14 protein-coding genes and 1 tRNA gene are annotated in these 17,133 nt (G+C 65.9%); all 15 read left to right on the plus strand.

All coding sequences use genetic code 11. The features are described 5' to 3' along the window. Nucleotides 1-18: 18 nt before the first annotated feature. The 15 genes from murD (at nt 19) to V2I30_RS04215 (ending at nt 16,994) form a co-directional block, all read left to right on the plus strand. Nucleotides 19-1,395, plus strand: coding sequence for a UDP-N-acetylmuramoyl-L-alanine--D-glutamate ligase (murD, locus tag V2I30_RS04145; RefSeq protein ID WP_330660815.1), 1,377 nt, complete (start codon nt 19-21; stop codon nt 1,393-1,395). Continuing rightward, the gene (locus tag V2I30_RS04150; RefSeq protein ID WP_330660816.1) at nt 1,392-2,621 is read left to right on the plus strand and encodes an FtsW/RodA/SpoVE family cell cycle protein; all 1,230 of its coding nucleotides are present in this window, start codon (nt 1,392-1,394) and stop codon (nt 2,619-2,621) included. Before murD ends, V2I30_RS04150 begins: the two co-directional genes overlap by 4 nt. After that, nucleotides 2,618-3,829 (plus strand): undecaprenyldiphospho-muramoylpentapeptide beta-N-acetylglucosaminyltransferase, encoded by a 1,212-nt coding sequence (murG, locus tag V2I30_RS04155; RefSeq protein ID WP_330660817.1) that lies wholly within the window; start codon nt 2,618-2,620, stop codon nt 3,827-3,829. Before V2I30_RS04150 ends, murG begins: the two co-directional genes overlap by 4 nt. After that, nucleotides 3,826-5,274 carry a UDP-N-acetylmuramate--L-alanine ligase gene (murC, locus tag V2I30_RS04160; RefSeq protein ID WP_330660818.1) on the plus strand — a complete coding sequence of 483 codons (1,449 nt, stop codon included), beginning with the start codon at nt 3,826-3,828 and terminating at the stop codon, nt 5,272-5,274. The genes murG and murC overlap by 4 nt, the downstream gene beginning before the upstream one ends. A gap of 5 nt (nt 5,275-5,279) precedes the next feature. Then, complete coding sequence (gene murB / locus V2I30_RS04165; protein WP_442896901.1) at nt 5,280-6,245, plus strand: UDP-N-acetylmuramate dehydrogenase; 966 nt, start codon at nt 5,280-5,282, stop codon at nt 6,243-6,245. After that, complete coding sequence (locus V2I30_RS04170) at nt 6,242-7,255, plus strand: D-alanine--D-alanine ligase (protein WP_330660819.1); 1,014 nt, start codon at nt 6,242-6,244, stop codon at nt 7,253-7,255. Before murB ends, V2I30_RS04170 begins: the two co-directional genes overlap by 4 nt. Next, the gene (locus tag V2I30_RS04175) at nt 7,248-8,168 is read left to right on the plus strand and encodes a cell division protein FtsQ/DivIB (RefSeq protein WP_330660820.1); all 921 of its coding nucleotides are present in this window, start codon (nt 7,248-7,250) and stop codon (nt 8,166-8,168) included. Before V2I30_RS04170 ends, V2I30_RS04175 begins: the two co-directional genes overlap by 8 nt. Then, nucleotides 8,168-9,499 (plus strand): cell division protein FtsA, encoded by a 1,332-nt coding sequence (gene ftsA, locus V2I30_RS04180; RefSeq protein WP_330660821.1) that lies wholly within the window; start codon nt 8,168-8,170, stop codon nt 9,497-9,499. The genes V2I30_RS04175 and ftsA overlap by 1 nt, the downstream gene beginning before the upstream one ends. A gap of 155 nt (nt 9,500-9,654) precedes the next feature. Beyond that, nucleotides 9,655-11,505 (plus strand): cell division protein FtsZ, encoded by a 1,851-nt coding sequence (gene ftsZ / locus V2I30_RS04185; protein ID WP_330660823.1) that lies wholly within the window; start codon nt 9,655-9,657, stop codon nt 11,503-11,505. 108 nt (nt 11,506-11,613) lie between these two features. Further along, entirely contained in the window at nt 11,614-13,128 is a 1,515-nt protein-coding gene (locus tag V2I30_RS04190) for a tetratricopeptide repeat protein (RefSeq protein ID WP_330660824.1), read from the plus strand. Nucleotides 13,129-13,280: 152 nt separating this feature from the next. Then, nucleotides 13,281-13,787, plus strand: coding sequence for a YbjN domain-containing protein (locus V2I30_RS04195; RefSeq protein WP_330660825.1), 507 nt, complete (start codon nt 13,281-13,283; stop codon nt 13,785-13,787). 32 nt (nt 13,788-13,819) lie between these two features. Continuing rightward, complete coding sequence (locus tag V2I30_RS04200; RefSeq protein ID WP_330660826.1) at nt 13,820-14,620, plus strand: pyrroline-5-carboxylate reductase family protein; 801 nt, start codon at nt 13,820-13,822, stop codon at nt 14,618-14,620. 148 nt (nt 14,621-14,768) lie between these two features. After that, on the plus strand, nt 14,769-15,512 hold the full coding sequence (locus V2I30_RS04205) for a Bax inhibitor-1/YccA family protein (protein WP_330660827.1): 744 nt from the start codon (nt 14,769-14,771) through the stop codon (nt 15,510-15,512). A 347-nt stretch (nt 15,513-15,859) separates the two neighbouring features. Further along, nucleotides 15,860-16,837 (plus strand): hypothetical protein, encoded by a 978-nt coding sequence (locus tag V2I30_RS04210; protein WP_330660828.1) that lies wholly within the window; start codon nt 15,860-15,862, stop codon nt 16,835-16,837. Between the two features lie 81 nt (nt 16,838-16,918). Next, nucleotides 16,919-16,994: transfer RNA gene (locus tag V2I30_RS04215), tRNA-Ala, on the plus strand. Nucleotides 16,995-17,133 lie beyond the last annotated feature (139 nt).

Consider the following 17,133-nt stretch of genomic DNA (forward strand, 5'->3'; position numbering starts at 1 on the left):
GGGGAGGCGAGGCAAGGCATGATCACCTCTCCCATCTTTGCAGACCGGCGTTACGGCGTGCTTGGCCTTGCGCGTTCGGGCGCGGCGGCGGCCGAGGCGCTGATCGCGAGCGGGGCGAAGGTCAGCGTTTGGGACCGGCAGGAGGAAGCGCGCGCACCGTTCGAAGGGCGCTGCGAGATCGCCGATCCGCTGCAAAGCGATCTCACGGGCTACGCCGCGCTGGTCGTCTCGCCCGGCGTGCCGCTTAATACCCACCCGATCAGCGATCATGCCGAACGCTTCGACGTGCCCATCATCGGCGATATCGAGCTGTTTGCGCGCGCGCGCGGCGATCTTCCCCCGCACCGCGTCGTCGGGATTACCGGCACTAACGGCAAATCGACCAGTGTCGCTCTGGTCCATCACATCCTGCAGATGGCGGGCCTTCCCACGCTGCTCGGCGGCAATATCGGCGAGGCGATCATGGCGCAGGAGCCGCTCACGCCGAACGAGAACGGCGAAGGCGTCTACGTGCTCGAACTGTCGAGCTACCAGATCGACCTGACGCGCAGCCTCGATTGCGACGTCGCGGCGCTGACTAATATTACGCCCGATCACCTCGATCGCTATGCCGGTTTCATCGCCTATGCGGGCTCCAAGGCGCGCCTCTTCGAAATGCAGTCCGCGCACCGGCTTGCCGTGTTCGGCTCGCTCGCACAGCCGGTGGGAGAGGTCTATCGCCGGGAGGCTTCCCGGCGGCCCGAGGGGCGTGCGGTGGCAGCCGATCTCGACGCGCTGCGCCCGCTGCAAAACCAATGGCCCGGCCTCCAGGGCCCCCACAATCTGGAGAATGTGGCGGTTGCCGTCGCGATCGCCGAGGAATTGGGGGTGACGCGAGCGCAGTGGGAGCACGCTCTTCCGCGCTTTCGCGGCCTGCCTCACCGGATGGAGATCGTCGGCTCGGCGGGCGATACACTGTTCGTCAACGACAGCAAGGCGACCAATCCCGCTTCCGCGGCGCCGGCGCTCGCCGCATTTACGCCCGATCCCGCCATACGCGGCGGAGCGCCTCGGGTGCACTGGATCGTCGGCGGGTTGGCAAAGGAGGACGACCTTGGCGAATGCGAAGACGCGCTCGGCAATATCGCCGCCGCCTACACGGTCGGCGAAGCGGGACCGCGCTTTGCCGCGCTGCTCGAGGAAGCGGGTCTCCATGTCGAGCGCTGTGAACTCGTGAGCGAAGCGGTGCGCCGGGCGAGCGAAGCGGCGCAGCCGGGCGATGTCGTCCTGCTGTCGCCGGCCTGCGCCAGCTTCGACCAGTTTCGCGATTACGAAAAGCGCGGCGAGCATTTCCGCCAACTGGTCGGGGTCATCGCCGGTTGCGAGGCGGCGCCGCTTCCGGGAGCCACATCATGACCGCCCCGCCGCTCGCCTCCGGGGTGGAGCCGCGCTCCGCCCCGCCAGTGCCGCGTGCCCTTCGCGAAGCGGTGCGCATCTGGTGGCGCGAGATCGACAAGGTGCTTCTGTTCCTGATCGTGCTGCTGATGGCACTCGGCATGGTCGCGGTGCTTGCCGCCTCGCCGGCCGGAGGCAAGCAATACGCCGTTTCCGAATTCGCCTTCTTCCAGCGGCATATCGTCTTTCAGCTGCTCGGGCTCGGCCTGATGCTGGCGGTGTCCTTCGTCAGCCGTCCGGATGCGCGAAGGCTCGGCATATTGCTCGCCGCGGTCATGCTGTTCCTGCTTTTGCTCGTGCCGCTTATCGGCGCCGAGAAGAACGGCGCGCGCCGCTGGCTCGACTTTGGCATCTCGCTCCAGCCGAGCGAATTTCTGAAACCCGGTTTCGCGATCCTGCTGGCCTGGATGCTCTCGTGGAGGCTCCGGGACACGAGCCTGCCGGTGGTCGGCTACGCGACGCTCACCATGGCGCTTGTCGCCGCGTTGCTGATGATGCAGCCCAATCTGGGCGCGACGATCCTGTTCGCGGGCGTATGGTTCGTGCTGGTCCTGCTTTCGGGCATTTCGCCGGCGCGGATCGGGGCGCTCATCGCAGGCGGTCTGGGCGCGCTTACGGCCGCCTACCTGTTCTACGACAATGCGCGTTACCGCATCGACAGCTTTTTCGGCGGCGGCACTGCTTTCGACCAGGTCGATCTCGCCCAGCGTACGCTTCTGGCCGGTGGCTGGACCGGGAGCGGGCTGTGGCTCGGCACGCGCAAGATGAACCTGCCCGAGGCGCATACCGACTATATCTTCTCGGTCATCGGCGAGGAGTTCGGTCTGGTCACCTGCGCGATCATCCTTGCGCTCTACCTCGCGATCATCGTGCGCGCGCTCATCCGACTGGTCGGCGAGGAAGATCTGTTCGCACTGTTGGCGGGGGCGGGCCTTGCCACCGTGATCGGCGGTCAGGCCTTCATCAACATGGCGGTCAATCTCCAGCTGTTCCCGTCCAAGGGCATGACGCTGCCGCTTATCAGCTACGGGGGATCGTCGACGCTCGCGGTGTGTTTGACCTGTGGGCTGTTATTGGCAATTACGCGGCGCAATCCGTTCCTCGGACGCGATCGCGGCGGGCTCTCGGAATTGCTGGCCGGCCCGAAAACGACGCTTCAGCCAGGCGAAAGGGGCCACCGCGCATGACCAGCGAAAGACCAGGCGGCGCATCGCGGCATTTCGTACTGGCGGCCGGCGGAACGGGCGGTCATTTGATCCCCGCCTTTGCCCTGGCGAACGAATTGCACGCACGCGGCCATCATTCGGCGCTGATCACCGACGAGCGCGGGGCGGCCATTCCGGGGAAGCCCGACTTCCTGCCGGCGCATATCCTGCCCGCTGGTCGGTTCGGCAAGAACCCATTGCGCTGGTTTGCGGGTGCGCGCGCCGTGCTCGAAGGGCGCAGCATGGCCTTGCGACTGTTCGAGAGTTTCGAGCCGGCCGCTATCGTGGGTTTCGGGGGCTATCCCGCTTTCCCCGCGCTGCTAGCGGCAGGCTCCGCCAAACTGCCCGCAATCGTCCACGAGCAGAACGCGGTGCTGGGCCGCGTGAACCGGTTGCTTGCAGGATCGGTCGATGCGATCGCCACCTCCTATCCCGAGGTCGCGCGCCTCAAACCCAAATATGCGGCCAAGACCCATCTGGTCGGCAATCCCGTGCGCGAAGAGGTGCTGGCCCTGCGCGACGAGGACTTTCCTCGCCTGACCGAGGAGGGCCTGTTGCGCGTCCTCGTGACCGGCGGCAGCCAGGGCGCGCGGGTGCTGTCCGAAGTGGTGCCTGATGGACTTGCCATGCTGCCACCTGCGCTGCGTCAGCGGCTTCAGATCACGCAGCAATGCCGGCCCGAGGATGTGGAAGCGGTGCGCGAGCGCTATGCCAGCCACGATATCCCGGCCGAACTCGGGACCTATTTCGAGGATATGCACGAAAGGCTGGCGTGCACCCATCTCTTCATCGGGCGCGCCGGCGCATCGACCATTGCCGAACTGACCGCGGTGGGTCGCCCAGCGATCCTCGTGCCGCTGCCGATCGCGACCGACGATCACCAGGCGGCCAATACCCGCGAGATGGTCAAGGCGGGCGGAGCGCGCATGATCCGGCAGGAGCGTTTCACACCGAAGGAACTTGCCAAGCAGATCCAAGCGCTTGCGCAGAAACCGGGCAGCCTCGCCAACGCTGCGCATGGCGCATGGAATTGCGGGCGGCCCAACGCGGTGCGCGATCTTGCCGACCTGGTCGAAAGCATCGGCGGGATCGATCTCATGGACGTCATCAGGGTCGGCGCGAACAATGCGCGCGGAGCCTCGCAGCGTGCCGCCGTCGCCAAACCGGCCACGCGAGAACATGTCAGATGAGAGGCGTTGGCACCGATATCGGCACCATTCATTTCGTCGGGATCGGCGGGATCGGCATGTCCGGGATCGCCGAGGTGATGCACAATCTCGGCTACAAGGTGCAGGGCTCCGACCTCAAGGAAGGCCCGGGCGTTATGCGCCTGCGCGAACAGGGCGTTCCGGTGAAGATCGGACACGCAAAGGAGAACGTCGAAGGCGCCGCCGTCGTCGTCACCTCCACCGCCGTGCGCCGGACCAATCCCGAGGTCGCCCATGCGCTCGAAAACCGCATCCCGGTGGTCCGCCGCGCCGAAATGCTCGCCGAGCTCATGCGCCTCAAATCGACCATTGCAGTGGCCGGCACGCACGGCAAGACCACCACCACCAGCATGATCGCCAGCCTGCTCGATAGCGGCAATATCGACCCCACCGTCATCAATGGCGGCATCATCGAGCAATATGGCTCCAACGCCCGGATGGGCGACAGCGACTGGATGGTGATCGAGGCCGACGAGAGCGACGGCAGCTTCCTGCGCCTCGACGGGACGATCGCGGTGGTCACCAATATCGATCCCGAACATCTCGACCATTACGGCGATTTCGACGGGGTGAAGCGCGCCTTCGTCGAATTCATCCACAACGTGCCATTTTACGGCGCGGCGATATTGTGCGTCGATCATCCCGAGGTCCAAGCGGTCATCGGCGAGGTGCGCGATCGCAAGGTCGTGACCTACGGCTTCTCGCTCCAGGCCGACATTTGCGGCGTCAATGTCTGCCCGGTCGAAGGGGGCAGCACCTTCGACGTCATCGTCCGCCAACGCGGCGAAGAGGACCGCCGGATCGAGGGCGTCCACCTGCCCATGCCCGGACGGCACAACGTTCAGAACGCGCTCGCCGCAATCGCGGTCTCTATCGAGATGGGGTGCCCCAACGAGGTCATCTGCAAGGGCTTCGAGAGTTTTTCGGGCGTGCGCCGGCGCTTCAGCAAGGTCGGCACCGTGCCTTTTCCCTCCGGTGAGGCGACGATCGTCGACGATTATGCGCATCATCCGGTCGAAATCCGCGCCGTTCTCGCCGCCGCACGCGAGGCGACCGAGGCTGCCGGCGGTCCGAGGGGAGAGGGTGGGCGCGTCATCGCCGTCGCGCAGCCGCATCGCTACACCCGGCTGAGCAATCTCATGGACGACTTCCAGACCTGCTTCAATGAGGCCGATATGGTGTTTGTCGCCCCGGTCTACGAGGCGGGCGAGGAACCGATCGCAGGCGTCGATGCCGCGGCGCTCGTCGCCGGGCTTAAATCGCGCGGCCATCGCAGCGCGCGCACCATCCAGGACGTCGACGATCTCGCCGCGACCCTGGCCGAGGAGCTCGCGCCCGGCGACATGGTCGTCTGCCTCGGCGCGGGGGATATCACGCGCTGGGCGGCTGTTCTCGGCGAGGCAATCGCAGCAGAGCGGGGCGCATGACGATGATGGTGCAGCCCGATGACGGGTTTCCGCATGATGATGGCCGCGCGCCGACCTGCGCGGTCGAAGGCGATACTGGTGCGCCGGTGCCGATGGCCGGCATTCGCGGCCCACTCACGCCCAATGCGCCGCTTGCGAAACTCGTCTGGTTCAAGACCGGCGGTCCGGCCGACTGGCTGTTCGAACCTGCCGACCTCGACGATCTGCGCACCTTCGTCGAGCGGCTGGACGGGGCGCTGCCGCTGATGGCGCTGGGGCTGGGCTCCAACCTGATCGTGCGCGATGGCGGCATTCCGGGCGTCGTCGTGCGGCTGGGCAAGCCGTTCGCCGATGTCGAGGTAACCGGCGAGACCGAGATCACCTGCAGCGCCGGCGCGCCCGGCATCCTCGCCGCCTCAACCGCGCGCGATGCGGGGATTGCGGGGCTCGAATTCCTGCGCGGCATTCCCGGCACGGTTGGCGGCTTCGTGCGCATGAATGGCGGCGCCTATGGCCGCGAAGTGGCGGACGTGCTGGTGGATTGCGACGTCATCCTGCCGAGCGGCGACTTCGTCACTCTACCCGCAAGCGACCTCGAATATTCCTACCGCCATTCGCGCCTGCCCGAAGGTTCGATAGTGGTGTCGGCGCGTTTTCGCGGCACGCCCGGCGATCCGGACGCGATCGGTGCGGAGATGGACCGGATCGCCGAGGCGCGCGAGGGATCACAGCCGCTGCGCACCAAGACCGGCGGCTCGACCTTCAAGAATCCCGAAGGCCACAAGGCATGGGAGCTGATCGATGCCGCCGGATGCCGCGGCATGACCCATGGCGGGGCCAAGGTATCCGACAAGCACACCAATTTCCTGCTGAATACGGGCGAGGCGACCAGCGCCGATATCGAGGAGCTGGGCGAACTGGTGCGCAAGAAGGTCTACGAGGATTCGGGCGTGGTTCTCGAATGGGAAATTCAGCGGGTGGGGCGGCCATGAACCGGGCCCTGAACCGCGAACGCGCAAACAATAAACCGCCGCTGCATATCGCCGTCCTGATGGGGGGTTGGGCAAACGAGCGCGAGGTATCTCTGATGAGCGGCGAGGGCGTGGCCGACGCGCTCGAGATGAACGGCCACCGCGTAACCCGGATCGACATGGACCGCGACGTCGCGCGCCGTCTCGATGAACTACGCCCAGACCTCGTCTTCAACGCGCTGCACGGGGTGCCGGGCGAAGACGGCACGGTGCAGGGAATGCTCGACCTGATGGGCATCGCCTATACCCATTCGGGGCTCGCCGCCTCGGTCGTCGCGATCGACAAGCAATTGAGCAAGCAGGCGCTGGTGCCCCGCGGCATTCCCATGCCCGAAGGGCGCATGGTCCCGCGCGAGGAACTGTTCGAGCGCGATCCGCTGCCCCGGCCCTATGTCTTAAAGCCCGTCAACGAAGGTTCGTCGGTGGGCGTCGCGATCGTTACCGAAGATGCGAATTGCGGCAATCCGATCGCGCGCGATGCGCCCGGTCCCTGGCAGGACTTTGCCGAGCTGCTGGCCGAGCCGTTCATCAAGGGACGCGAACTCACCACCGCGGTGATCGACGGCGCCGAGGGTCCGCGCGCCCTCGGGGTTACCGAACTGGTGATCGAGAACGGCTTTTACGATTACGAGCACAAGTATACCGAAGGCCGCACCCGGCATGTCTGCCCCGCGGAGATCCCGCCGGACATTGCCGCCCTGTGCGAAGACTATGCCCTGCGCGCGCACCAGATCCTCGGCTGCCACGGCACCAGCCGGACCGATTTCCGCTGGGATGACGAAGCGGGTGAGGCTGGGCTGTTCGTGCTGGAGACCAACACCCAGCCGGGCATGACCCCGCTCAGCCTCGTGCCCGAACAGGCGCGCCACGCCGGGATCGGCTATGCCGAACTGGTCGAGCTGATCGTGATGGAGGCGCTGCGGGTACATGCGGGCAAGGTCCCCGCGAGGAAGGTGGTCGACGATGGCTAGGATCACCCGCTCGGGCAGCAAGGGTGTGCGGCGCGCCGCAAAGTCGCAAGGGCGGTCCGCCGGCGCGCGGCGGGCGAAGGCGGCGACCGGCGGTATCGTCGACAGGGCATTGGCGCTGCTGCCGTTCTCCGAAGATCAGTGGAGCACGATCTGGCTCACGCTCATCATCGGTGCCATGGTCGGTCTCGGCTTCGTCATCGCCAACCTCGCCGGCGTTCCAGCCATGGCGCAGGCGCAGGTCGCGGCGATGGCGTCCGATGCCGGTTTCGAGGTCAAGCATGTGCGCGTCACCGGCACCAACCGCATGGACGAGCGCCAGGTCTATGCAAGGGCGCTGGCGCAGCGCGACCGGCCGATGCCGCTGGTCGAGCTGGAGGCTCTGCGCGCCGAGTTGCGAACATTGCCATGGGTCAAGGACGCGCGCGTTTCGGCGCAGCTGCCCGCCACCCTCGCCATCGACATCGTCGAGCGCGAGCCCCACGCTGTCCTGGAGAAGCCCGACCGGCTGATGCTGATCGATCGCGACGGCGCCGAACTTGCACCGATCGCGCGCGAGGATGCGGCGGACTATCTGCGCGTATCGGGGCCGGGGGCCGCGCGCCAGGTCGCCGCGCTCGACCGTCTGCTCGCCGCCGCACCCGCCATGGGCCCGCAGGTGGCGGCCGCCGAATGGATCGGCAATCGTCGCTGGAATCTGACCTTCGGGAGCGGACAGGTCCTCGCCCTTCCCGAAGGCGACGACGAGGGTGCGAGCGCGCTCGTCAAATTTGCGCGGATGGACGGGCAGAACCGCTTAATCGGTGGACAGGTCGCAACCTTCGACATGCGCTCGCCGCCGCGCATCTATATGCGTGTGCCCGGACGCGCCGATGCGATCGCGCTGGAGGAAGCCGCCGCGGGGATCAGCGAATAATGGCCGTCAGCTCTCCGCGGACCGCAGCCCCCAATGCCCGCATCGCGAAGGTGTTCGGGGCCGTGAACATCGGCTCCTTCCGCATCTCGGCAATGATCATGGGGGAAACCGACACAGGCGATCTCGTCGTGCTCGGTTCGGGACACCGCGCCAGCAACGGGGTCAAGCGCGGCTACATCACCGACATGAAAGCGGCCACCTATGCCATTCGCGACGCGGTCGAGCGCGCGGAAAAGAATGCCGGCACCAATATCCAGAGCGTCTGGATCGCCTGCGCCGGGGCGGGGCTGAGGAGCGAGGTGTCGAAGGTCGAGATCGAGATCGGCGGGCGCCGGATCGAGGAGGAGGATGTCGAGCACTTGCTGATCGAGGCGCGCGACATGATCCATCCCGACGCGCATAGCGTCCTGCACGCGATCCCCGCACATTACACGCTCGACGGCGCCCATGGCGTCGCCAATCCGCGCGGACTGCATGCCGAACGGCTCGGCGTCGATATCCACGTCATGCTCGCCGACGGGGCGCCCGTGCGCAACCTGATGGAGGCGGTGCAAAGCGCGCATCTCGACGTCGAGGCGGTGGTCGCCGCGCCGCTTGCCTCGGGCTATGCCTGCCTTACGGAAGAGGAGCGCGATCTCGGCGTCGCGCTGGTCGAAGTCGGTTCAGACGTCACCAATGTCGCGGTCTTCGCTTCGGGCATGCTGCTCGGCCTGCGTGCCATTCCGCTCGGGTCGGGCGATATCACCGATGCGGTCGCCAGCGCTTTCGGCATCCGCCGCTTCCAGGCCGAGCGTCTTAAATGCGTATCGGGATCGGCGATCGCCTCGCCCAGCGATCACCGCGAGATGATCCCGGTCAGCGGCCCGAACGAGGGGCCGGGCGGCGAACCGGCCGGACTGCAGGCGCGCGGAGCGGACGATCGCAATCGGATCGCGCGCGCCGAGCTGATCTCGGTGATCACCCAGGCACAGGGTCAGTTGACGAACGAGATCGGCAAGGCGCTGAAGGCGCTCGGTTTTGCCGGCGCACGCGGGGGGCAGGTGGTGTTGACGGGCGGCGGCGCCGAACTTGCCGGGCTCGACGAGTTCACCCAGAGCGCGCTCGGCATGCCGGTGCGGATCGGGCGCGCCCCACCGCTGACCGGTCTGCCCGAAGCGCATGCGACGCCCGGCTTTTCGGGGCTGGCCGGCCTGTGCCTTTATGCCGCAGCCGATCCGATCGACATTCGTGCCGTCGGTGCAGCGGGAACGCCGCTGCGCGACTTCGGCGGCTCGCTTCACCCCCTCCTGTCCATCGGCAAGCTGTGGCGCGCGCTGCGTGAGAATTTCTGAAGCGATCCAAGCGCGCGCCCGCCTGCCCGTCCGGCGATTGTGGATAAGGATGTATGCGGTATAACGGGGTGTATACGATTGTGTCACACAATACGCGCGCTTTCCGGGGAACCAGCGCGACCCTATGCCCCGGCGCCTGATAGGAAATACGCAAGATGAGCATCAATATCGGACCTGCCGCCAGCGACGAACTTCGGCCCCGGATCACGGTGATCGGGATCGGCGGCGCGGGCGGCAACGCGATCGCCAACATGATCGATAGCGAGATCGACGGGGTCTCCTTCATCGTCGCCAACACCGATGCTCAGGCGCTTAGCCAGTCGCCGGCCGAAAATCGCATCCAGCTTGGCCCGGACATCACCGGCGGTCTTGGCGCGGGTGCGCGTCCCGAAGTGGGCAAGGCCGCAGCTGAGGAAACGGTTGAGCAGATTGAAGAGGCGCTCGAAGGCGTCAACATGGTCTTCATCGCGGCCGGGATGGGCGGCGGCACCGGCACGGGCGCGGCCCCTGTCATCGCCGAAGCCGCGCGGCGCAAGGGAGTGCTGACCGTCGGGGTCGTCACCAAGCCGTTCCTGTTCGAGGGCACACGGCGGATGCGCGCCGCCGAAGCCGGCATCGCCGAGCTTCAGAGCCATGTCGACACGCTCATTGTCATTCCCAACCAGAACCTGTTCCTGGTCGCCAAGCCCGAGACCACCTTCAAGGAAGCATTCCAGCTCGCCGACGAAGTGTTGCAGCAGGGCGTGCGCTCGATCACCGACCTGATCGTCAATCCCGGGCTCATCAATCTCGATTTCGCCGATATTCGTGCGGTGATGAGCGAGATGGGCAAGGCGATGATGGGCACGGGCGAGGGCGAGGGCGAGAACCGCGCGCTGGACGCTGCCGAACAGGCGATCGCCAATCCGCTGCTCGACGGAGTCAGCATGCAGGGCGCCAAGGGCGTGATCATCTCGATCATCGGCGGCGAGGATATGACCCTGATGGAGCTGGACGAGGCGGCGAACTACATCCGCGATCTCGTTGACGAAGATGCCAACATCATCTGGGGCAGCGCCTTCAACCCCGATCTCGACAGCAAGATTCGCATTTCGGTGGTCGCGACCGGGATCGAGCAGAGCGCGACCGGCGACATGCCGCAGCAGCGCTCCGCCATGCTCCCGACCTCGCGCATGCCCAAGCGGCCGGTGCTCGAATTGTCGGAAAATGCCGAAAGCGGTGAGGGCGCAACGGACAAAGAGGGCGCTGCTACAGCTTCCGCGAGCGAAAGCCCTTCCGCCGCGCCGCGCATTCCGACCATCCCCGCCAGTCCTCCCGAAATGTCGGATGAGCCTGCCGCGAGCGAGGACGACAGCGCTGTCGATGATGATCCGGCTGCGCTCGAACCGACGGGCAGTGAACGCAAATCTGCGCGCGAAGCCGAACCCTTCGATCTTTCCGGCATGCAAGCGGGCGACGACATGGGCGACGAGGAAGACGATGTCGACGGCATCGTCGATCCGCTCGCCGGCCTGCGCGGTGCGGAGGAGGACGAGGACGATCTGCCCCCGCCGCGCTCCGAAAGCGGGCATTCTGCACCTGGCGAGCAGCGCTCCGCCGAAGATGCCGACAGGGAAACGCTCGACCTCGACAACGAATATACCGGATCGGCTGAAACGAATGGGGATGCAGACAGCGCCGACGAGGAACAGGACGATCTGCTTGCTGATGCGGATCGGCTGGCGGCGCAGGATCGCCCGGTGGAAGCCCAGTCCGGCGGCCGTCGCCGTGGCATTCTCGGAAGTAGCGGCGATACGGACGCCGACGATATCGGCGGCTCCGATACCGGCAAAGGGCAGGGCAGCGGAGCCGCCGCCTCCGGGGGTGGTGCAACCCTCTTCGAGCGGATGGCCAATCTCTCGCGCTCATCGGGTTCGAGCGAGGACGATGAGGAAGACGACGATGACGGCGACGACGCACCCGCGCTCTCGATCCCGCGCTTCCTCGGACGTCAGAACAACCAGTAGCCATCTTCGTTCGTCATCATGGCAGCGCGCATGGGCGGGCTCTCGGTCCGTCGATCCGGCAAATCCGTTCGCCGTAAGCTCTCTCGCGAAGGACTGGAACGGCATGGCGTGGGTGATTATCTTCAGGTTGTGAAGACAACCAACCCACAATTTCTGCGCCGCACGCTCTTGCGCATTGCCGCGAGCGCTTTGGCGGTAGGCGGAGCGGCCGTTCCGGCTGCGGCCATGCAGCAATCGACCTCGCGCGAAGTCGTGCAGGCGCTGCCGTCGGTCGAGGTTCAGCGGCTGAACCGCGCGCTGATGGAACTGGCGCGGAGCCCGCGCAGCGTCGGAGCCATGCTCGAGGCCGGCGATGCGTCCCTTGAGGTGGGCGATCTCGATGCGGCGGTCGGGTTCTATGGTCGCGCCGCCGATCTCGCCCCAGACAATCCGCGTGTGAAGCTCGGCCTGGCCCGCGTTTATCTGCGATCCGGGCGACCGACTGAAGCGATTCCTCTGTTTCGCGAAGCGCGTGCTGCAGGTGCGCAGCCCGCCGACCTGCTCGGCGACGAGGGCCTGGCCCTCGACATGATCGGCAATCATTCCGCGGCGCAGTCTGCCTACGATCAGGCGCTCGCGCTGCGGCCACAGGATGACGAGGTGCGCCGCCGACTCGCTCTCAGTCACGCGATCGCGGGGGATCAGGACCGTTTCCAGGAAGTACTCGCCCCGCTTCTCGAAGCGCGCGACATGGGTGCGTTCCGCGCGCGCGCCTTTGGCCTTGCAATCCTTGGAAAGCAGGAGCGGGCGGAGGGGATCGTCGATGCCGTCATGCCGACCGACCTTGCAGCGCGGATCAATCCCTATCTTGCCTTCATGCCGCGACTGACCCCGCCGCAACAGGCGGCAGCGGCCAATCTCGGGATCTTCCCGCGCGCCGCCGATATCGGGCGCGAAAATCCGCGCATCGCGCGGTTCGCAAGCGAGGGCGCGGCGGGCGCACGGCTAGAACCGGCGGGCGAACCCTTCGGCGCTCCCGAACCGAACGAGGCAGTCTCGAACCCGGTCGTGCAGGACGCCCCGCCGCCCACACCTCAACGGATGGAAACGTCCGCGGCCGCGACGGCCGAAACGACGGGCGCGACATTGCCGGCGGATCCAGCCCAGCCGCTGCCCCGCATCGCGACCAGCGAGACGCTCGAGATGGCGCGCCCATCCTCTTCGGTCGCGGCGGCTTTTGCGGATATGGATGCGACAACTACAAGCGCCCCCATGCCGAGCCGTTCGCGCTCGGACGGCGCCGTTGATCTCGCCGCAATCGACATTCCGCGAGAAGCGGCAGCAGCGCCCGAAGCGCCCGCCGTGCCGGACCATCCCCGGCGCATCTGGGTCCAGCTGGCCACCGGGCGCGATGTGACCGCGCTGGGCTTCGACTGGCGACGCTTCGCCCGCCAGGCGCCCGAATTGCTCGAAGGTTTCGCGCCGCATGTCACGCCCTGGGGCGAGGCCAACCGCCTCCTCGCCGGACCGCTCGAAGATCGCGCCGCCGCGCGGCGTCTGATCAATGCACTGGCCGAAAAGGGCATCGAGACCTTTTCCTATACAAATCCCGAAGGCACGCAGATTCAAACGCTTGCACGATAATTCGGGCCATCCCCGGCTTTCTGTGCACAGACTTTGAACAGGCCGTTTGGGTTCTCCCCAATCGCGCCGACGACGCGCGTTGCCAAGTTTGCGGCTTCGCGTGCATTCGTCACGGCAATGGACAACGCAAACCCCTCCCCGAAGGCGCGCCGATGATGGCCCGCGAACCCGAACTCGCCGCCGACGACGACGCGGCCCCCGTCGAAATGCTCGCCGCGCTGTTCGAGGCGCGCGGCTGGGACTGCGAGGTGGTCGCCGACGACGAGATGGTCGGCGAAGTGCAGGGCAGCTGGGCGAAATATCAGCTGCGCGCGATCTGGCGCGCGGCGGACAATGTGCTGCAATTCCTCTGCCTGCCAGACATTCGCGTCGCGACCGAGAAGAAGCAGAGCGCCTATGAATTGCTCAGCCTGGTCAACGAACAGGTCTGGCTCGGCCATTTCGACATCTGGTCGCAGGGAGACGTGCTGATCTATCGCCACGGCGCGCTGCTCGGTGACGAGGGCATGCTCTCGATCCAGCAGGCGCAGGCGCTGGTCGAGAATGCGATCGACGAATGCGACCGGTTCTACCCCGCGTTTCAGTTCGTGTTGTGGGGCGACAAGGCGCCGCGAGATGCGCTCGACGCCGCCATGGTCGATGCGGCGGGCGAGGCGTAAGGAAGGCGCGCCTCGATAAGGGAGTGGCCGAAATGCAGCAGCTTCTGATCGTTGGATGCGGCAATATGGGCGGCGCGATGCTGGTGGGCTGGCTTGCCGACGGCCTTTCGCCCGAACGCTTCGCCGTTCTCGATCCCGCCCTTAATGAAGCGCCCCCCGGCGTCGCGCTCTATCGCGATGTACGCGAGGCCGAAGAGGCGGGTAAGCATGACCGGCTGATGCTCGGCTTCAAGCCTCAGCAGCTCGGCAGCCTTGCCGGTGGCCTTCAGGGCCTTACGCGAGGCGTGCCGCTCTATTCGCTGCTCGCCGGGCTCACGCTCGCGCAATTGCAGGCCGCCTTTCCAGAAGCGCTCGGCCGTGTGCGGGTCATGCCCAACCTCGCCGCGCGGATCGGCAAGTCGCCGGTTGCGCTGATTGGCGAAGGACTGGACGCCGCGGAGCGCAGCGCGGCATTCGACTTGTTCGATGCGCTGGGCCTCGCCGTCTGGATCGAGGAGGAAAGCGCGTTCGATCTCGTCACTGCGCTGGCCGGTTCGGGGCCGGGCTTCGTCTACCGTTTCATCGACGCTCTTGCGCAGGCGGCTGCGGAACTGGGGCTCGAGCGCGGACAGGCGACCCGGCTTGCCCTGACCATGGTCGACGGCGCCGCGTCGCTTGCCGCGGGGTCCGAGCTTACACCGGGTGAACTCGCCGACAGGGTCGCGAGCCCGGGCGGAATGACGCGCGAAGGGCTGAATGTGCTCGACGAGGACGGGGCGCTCGCAAAGCTCCTGACCGCAACCCTTGCCGCTACCCGCGATCGCGGCGCGGCGCTGTCCAGTTCGAGCGATTGAAAGGTTCTGTTAAGCCTTAGCCATCAGAACATGAACCGAATTCGCGATATGGGCTCCGGTTTCGCTTGAAAACATCGGCCGAAAGCCCGATATTGCACATTGAGAAGGCGCATATCTTTGCGCCGGAATTGGAGACAAGGGATCCAAAATGTCTGACTGGAAAGACACTACCCGCACCAATGCCGCTTTCGGCTCGGTGCCGCGCGCGGGCGGAGAGCTTGCCGCGGGCGAAACGTACGATGCGGGCCTGCGCTCGTACATGCTCAAAATCTACAATTACATGGCTTCGGCCGTGTTGTTGACTGGTATCGTGGCGGCCGGCGCTGCCGCGACCGGCCTCGCCTATGCATTCGCCAGCGGTCCGCTGATGTGGATCGTGGCGCTGGCGCCGCTCGGCTTCATCATGGCGATGAGCTTCGGGCTTCACAAGATGAGCGAAGGTACTTTGCAGGCGATCTTCTGGTCCTTCGCCGTGGTGATGGGTCTGTCGATGTCGACGATCTTCCTCGTCTTCACCGGCGAATCCATCGCGGTTACCTTCTTCGCGACCGCCGCGGCCTTCGCCGGTCTGTCGCTGTGGGGCTACACCACGAAGAAGGATCTGTCGGGTTTCGGCTCGTTCCTGATCATGGGCGTGATCGGTCTGATCGTCGCCATGGTGGTCAACTGGTTTCTGCAGTCCGAGGCGATGGCCTTCGTCATAAGCGGGCTCGGCGTGCTGATCTTCGCCGGCCTCACCGCTTACGATACGCAGCGGCTGAAGCGCGACTATCAGCATCTGCGCGGCACGGCCTTCATGGGTAAGGCCGTGATCATGGGCGCGACGAGCCTCTATCTCGACTTCGTCAACATGTTCATGTTCCTGCTGCAGTTCCTCGGCAGCCGCGAGTAACCGGTAAGAGGCCAGCGTTCTGGAACGCATCTAAACTGTTGAAACAATGCAATGCCCGGAGCCCGACCATAGGCTTCGGGCATTTGCTTTGGCATAGGCGGATAGAGCTCGCCGGCGCGACAATCTCCAAGCCGAGCCATTGCAGGGCGAGGGCCGCGCGCGGCTTCATCATGGGTCAAGGATCGCAGCCCCATCGTGGAATTCAATGGAAAAAGGTGACGGCCCTTTTGCTTGCCGAAAGAAAGCGACGGGCCGGCAGGCTGGAATGCAGACAAGGTCTCGGACTGGCGGGGCCGCGGACAGTCAAGACAACATTACCCTGGGTGACGGGGAAGCGAGAGGCGTAAATGGGAAGCACATTCAACACAGGTTCGGCGCAGCATCGGCCCGCTAAGTCCGCAGGCGGCAGCCCCGTCCGGCTGACTGTCGTCGGAGCCGGCCTCGCCGCGCTCGCCGCCTGCGCGACGCCAGAGCCTCCACCCCCGCCGCCGCCGCCACCCCCGCCGCCTGTGGTCGAGCGCGTGCCCTATCGCCCGATCCCGCCAGGCGGGGCGACCTATGTCATGGATATCCCGATCCGGAACATCGCCGGGCAGCGTCAGACCGTTAATACCGGCCTCACCGACAACGAGAAGGTCTGGCATTTCCGCTCGGCCTGGAACGTTGCCGCGCTCAATTGCACCGCGCCCGAATATCAGCCAATCCTGGACGCCTACAGCGCCTATATCAGCGATCACGCGCGCGCCCTAAAGTCCGTCAATGACGAGATCGACACGCGCTATCGGCAAGAGAATGGCGGGCGGCGGCCCGGCATCCTGGCGCGTGAGCAGCAAATGACCGCGGTTTACAATTTCTTTGCTCTGCCGCCGGCAAGGGCGCGCTTCTGCCGCGCCGTGCTCGATATCGCCAATCGCGCGCTGATTGCGCCGCCCACCGATCCCGTTGCCTTCGCAATGGACAATTTTGCGCTGGTCCAGGAGCCCTTCGAACTTTTCTTCCAAGAATACGAGACCTATCAGCGCCAGTCCGCCGACTGGGACAGCCGTTATGGTGCGCGTTATGGAGCGTCGCAGCCCGGCTGGGTGGCGACCCAGCGCGCGCGTGCACGCGGTGTCGTCATTCCGAGCTCGCAGGGCGATCCGGCTCAAACGCTGGCACAGCCCGGCGTTCAGGCAGGTGCGGTGACCGATCCGGAAACGGGGGCCGCCGTACCTGTTGTTCCCGTCCGTGAGAACGTCATCTCGGAGCCAATCGTCGAACCGGTCGCCAGCGAGGAGGACGAGGCGAGCGCTGCCGGCGACACCGGTGGTCCCGGCGGGCAATAGACGGTTCGCGCGGGGCCTGACGAATTCGATGCAACCTATGCTTGCGAGGCTTGCGCGATCACGCTATCGCGCGCTTCGCCTGGGGCCGTAGCTCAGTTGGGAGAGCGCGTCGTTCGCAATGACGAGGTCAGCGGTTCGATTCCGCTCGGCTCCACCAACTTTTCATTTTCCTCGGTGCTGTTCCTTTCGGTCGCTGCGCTTCCTGCAGGGCACCTGCGGGCGCGCAGTCGCGCTTGCGACGCTTTGCGCGTCGTTCTTTCGTTCCAATCAATCGCGTCCGCTTCACAGTGGCGCTC

It is taken from the genome of Erythrobacter sp., assembly GCF_036351135.1.
Taxonomy (GTDB): Bacteria; Pseudomonadota; Alphaproteobacteria; order Sphingomonadales; family Sphingomonadaceae; genus Erythrobacter.

Excerpts from the sequence above, each read along its gene's own strand:
- murD (WP_330660815.1), top strand. The coding sequence starts at position 19 with ATGATCACCTCTCCCATCTTTGCAGACCGGCGTTACGGCGTGCTTGGC.
- V2I30_RS04150 (WP_330660816.1), top strand. The coding sequence starts at position 1,392 with ATGACCGCCCCGCCGCTCGCCTCCGGGGTGGAGCCGCGCTCCGCCCCG.
- murG (WP_330660817.1), top strand. The coding sequence starts at position 2,618 with ATGACCAGCGAAAGACCAGGCGGCGCATCGCGGCATTTCGTACTGGCG.
- murC (WP_330660818.1), top strand. The coding sequence starts at position 3,826 with ATGAGAGGCGTTGGCACCGATATCGGCACCATTCATTTCGTCGGGATC.
- murB (WP_442896901.1), top strand. The coding sequence starts at position 5,280 with ATGGTGCAGCCCGATGACGGGTTTCCGCATGATGATGGCCGCGCGCCG.
- V2I30_RS04170 (WP_330660819.1), top strand. The coding sequence starts at position 6,242 with ATGAACCGGGCCCTGAACCGCGAACGCGCAAACAATAAACCGCCGCTG.
- V2I30_RS04175 (WP_330660820.1), top strand. The coding sequence starts at position 7,248 with ATGGCTAGGATCACCCGCTCGGGCAGCAAGGGTGTGCGGCGCGCCGCA.
- ftsA (WP_330660821.1), top strand. The coding sequence starts at position 8,168 with ATGGCCGTCAGCTCTCCGCGGACCGCAGCCCCCAATGCCCGCATCGCG.
- ftsZ (WP_330660823.1), top strand. The coding sequence starts at position 9,655 with ATGAGCATCAATATCGGACCTGCCGCCAGCGACGAACTTCGGCCCCGG.
- V2I30_RS04195 (WP_330660825.1), top strand. The coding sequence starts at position 13,281 with ATGATGGCCCGCGAACCCGAACTCGCCGCCGACGACGACGCGGCCCCC.
- V2I30_RS04200 (WP_330660826.1), top strand. The coding sequence starts at position 13,820 with ATGCAGCAGCTTCTGATCGTTGGATGCGGCAATATGGGCGGCGCGATG.
- V2I30_RS04205 (WP_330660827.1), top strand. The coding sequence starts at position 14,769 with ATGTCTGACTGGAAAGACACTACCCGCACCAATGCCGCTTTCGGCTCG.
- V2I30_RS04210 (WP_330660828.1), top strand. The coding sequence starts at position 15,860 with ATGGGAAGCACATTCAACACAGGTTCGGCGCAGCATCGGCCCGCTAAG.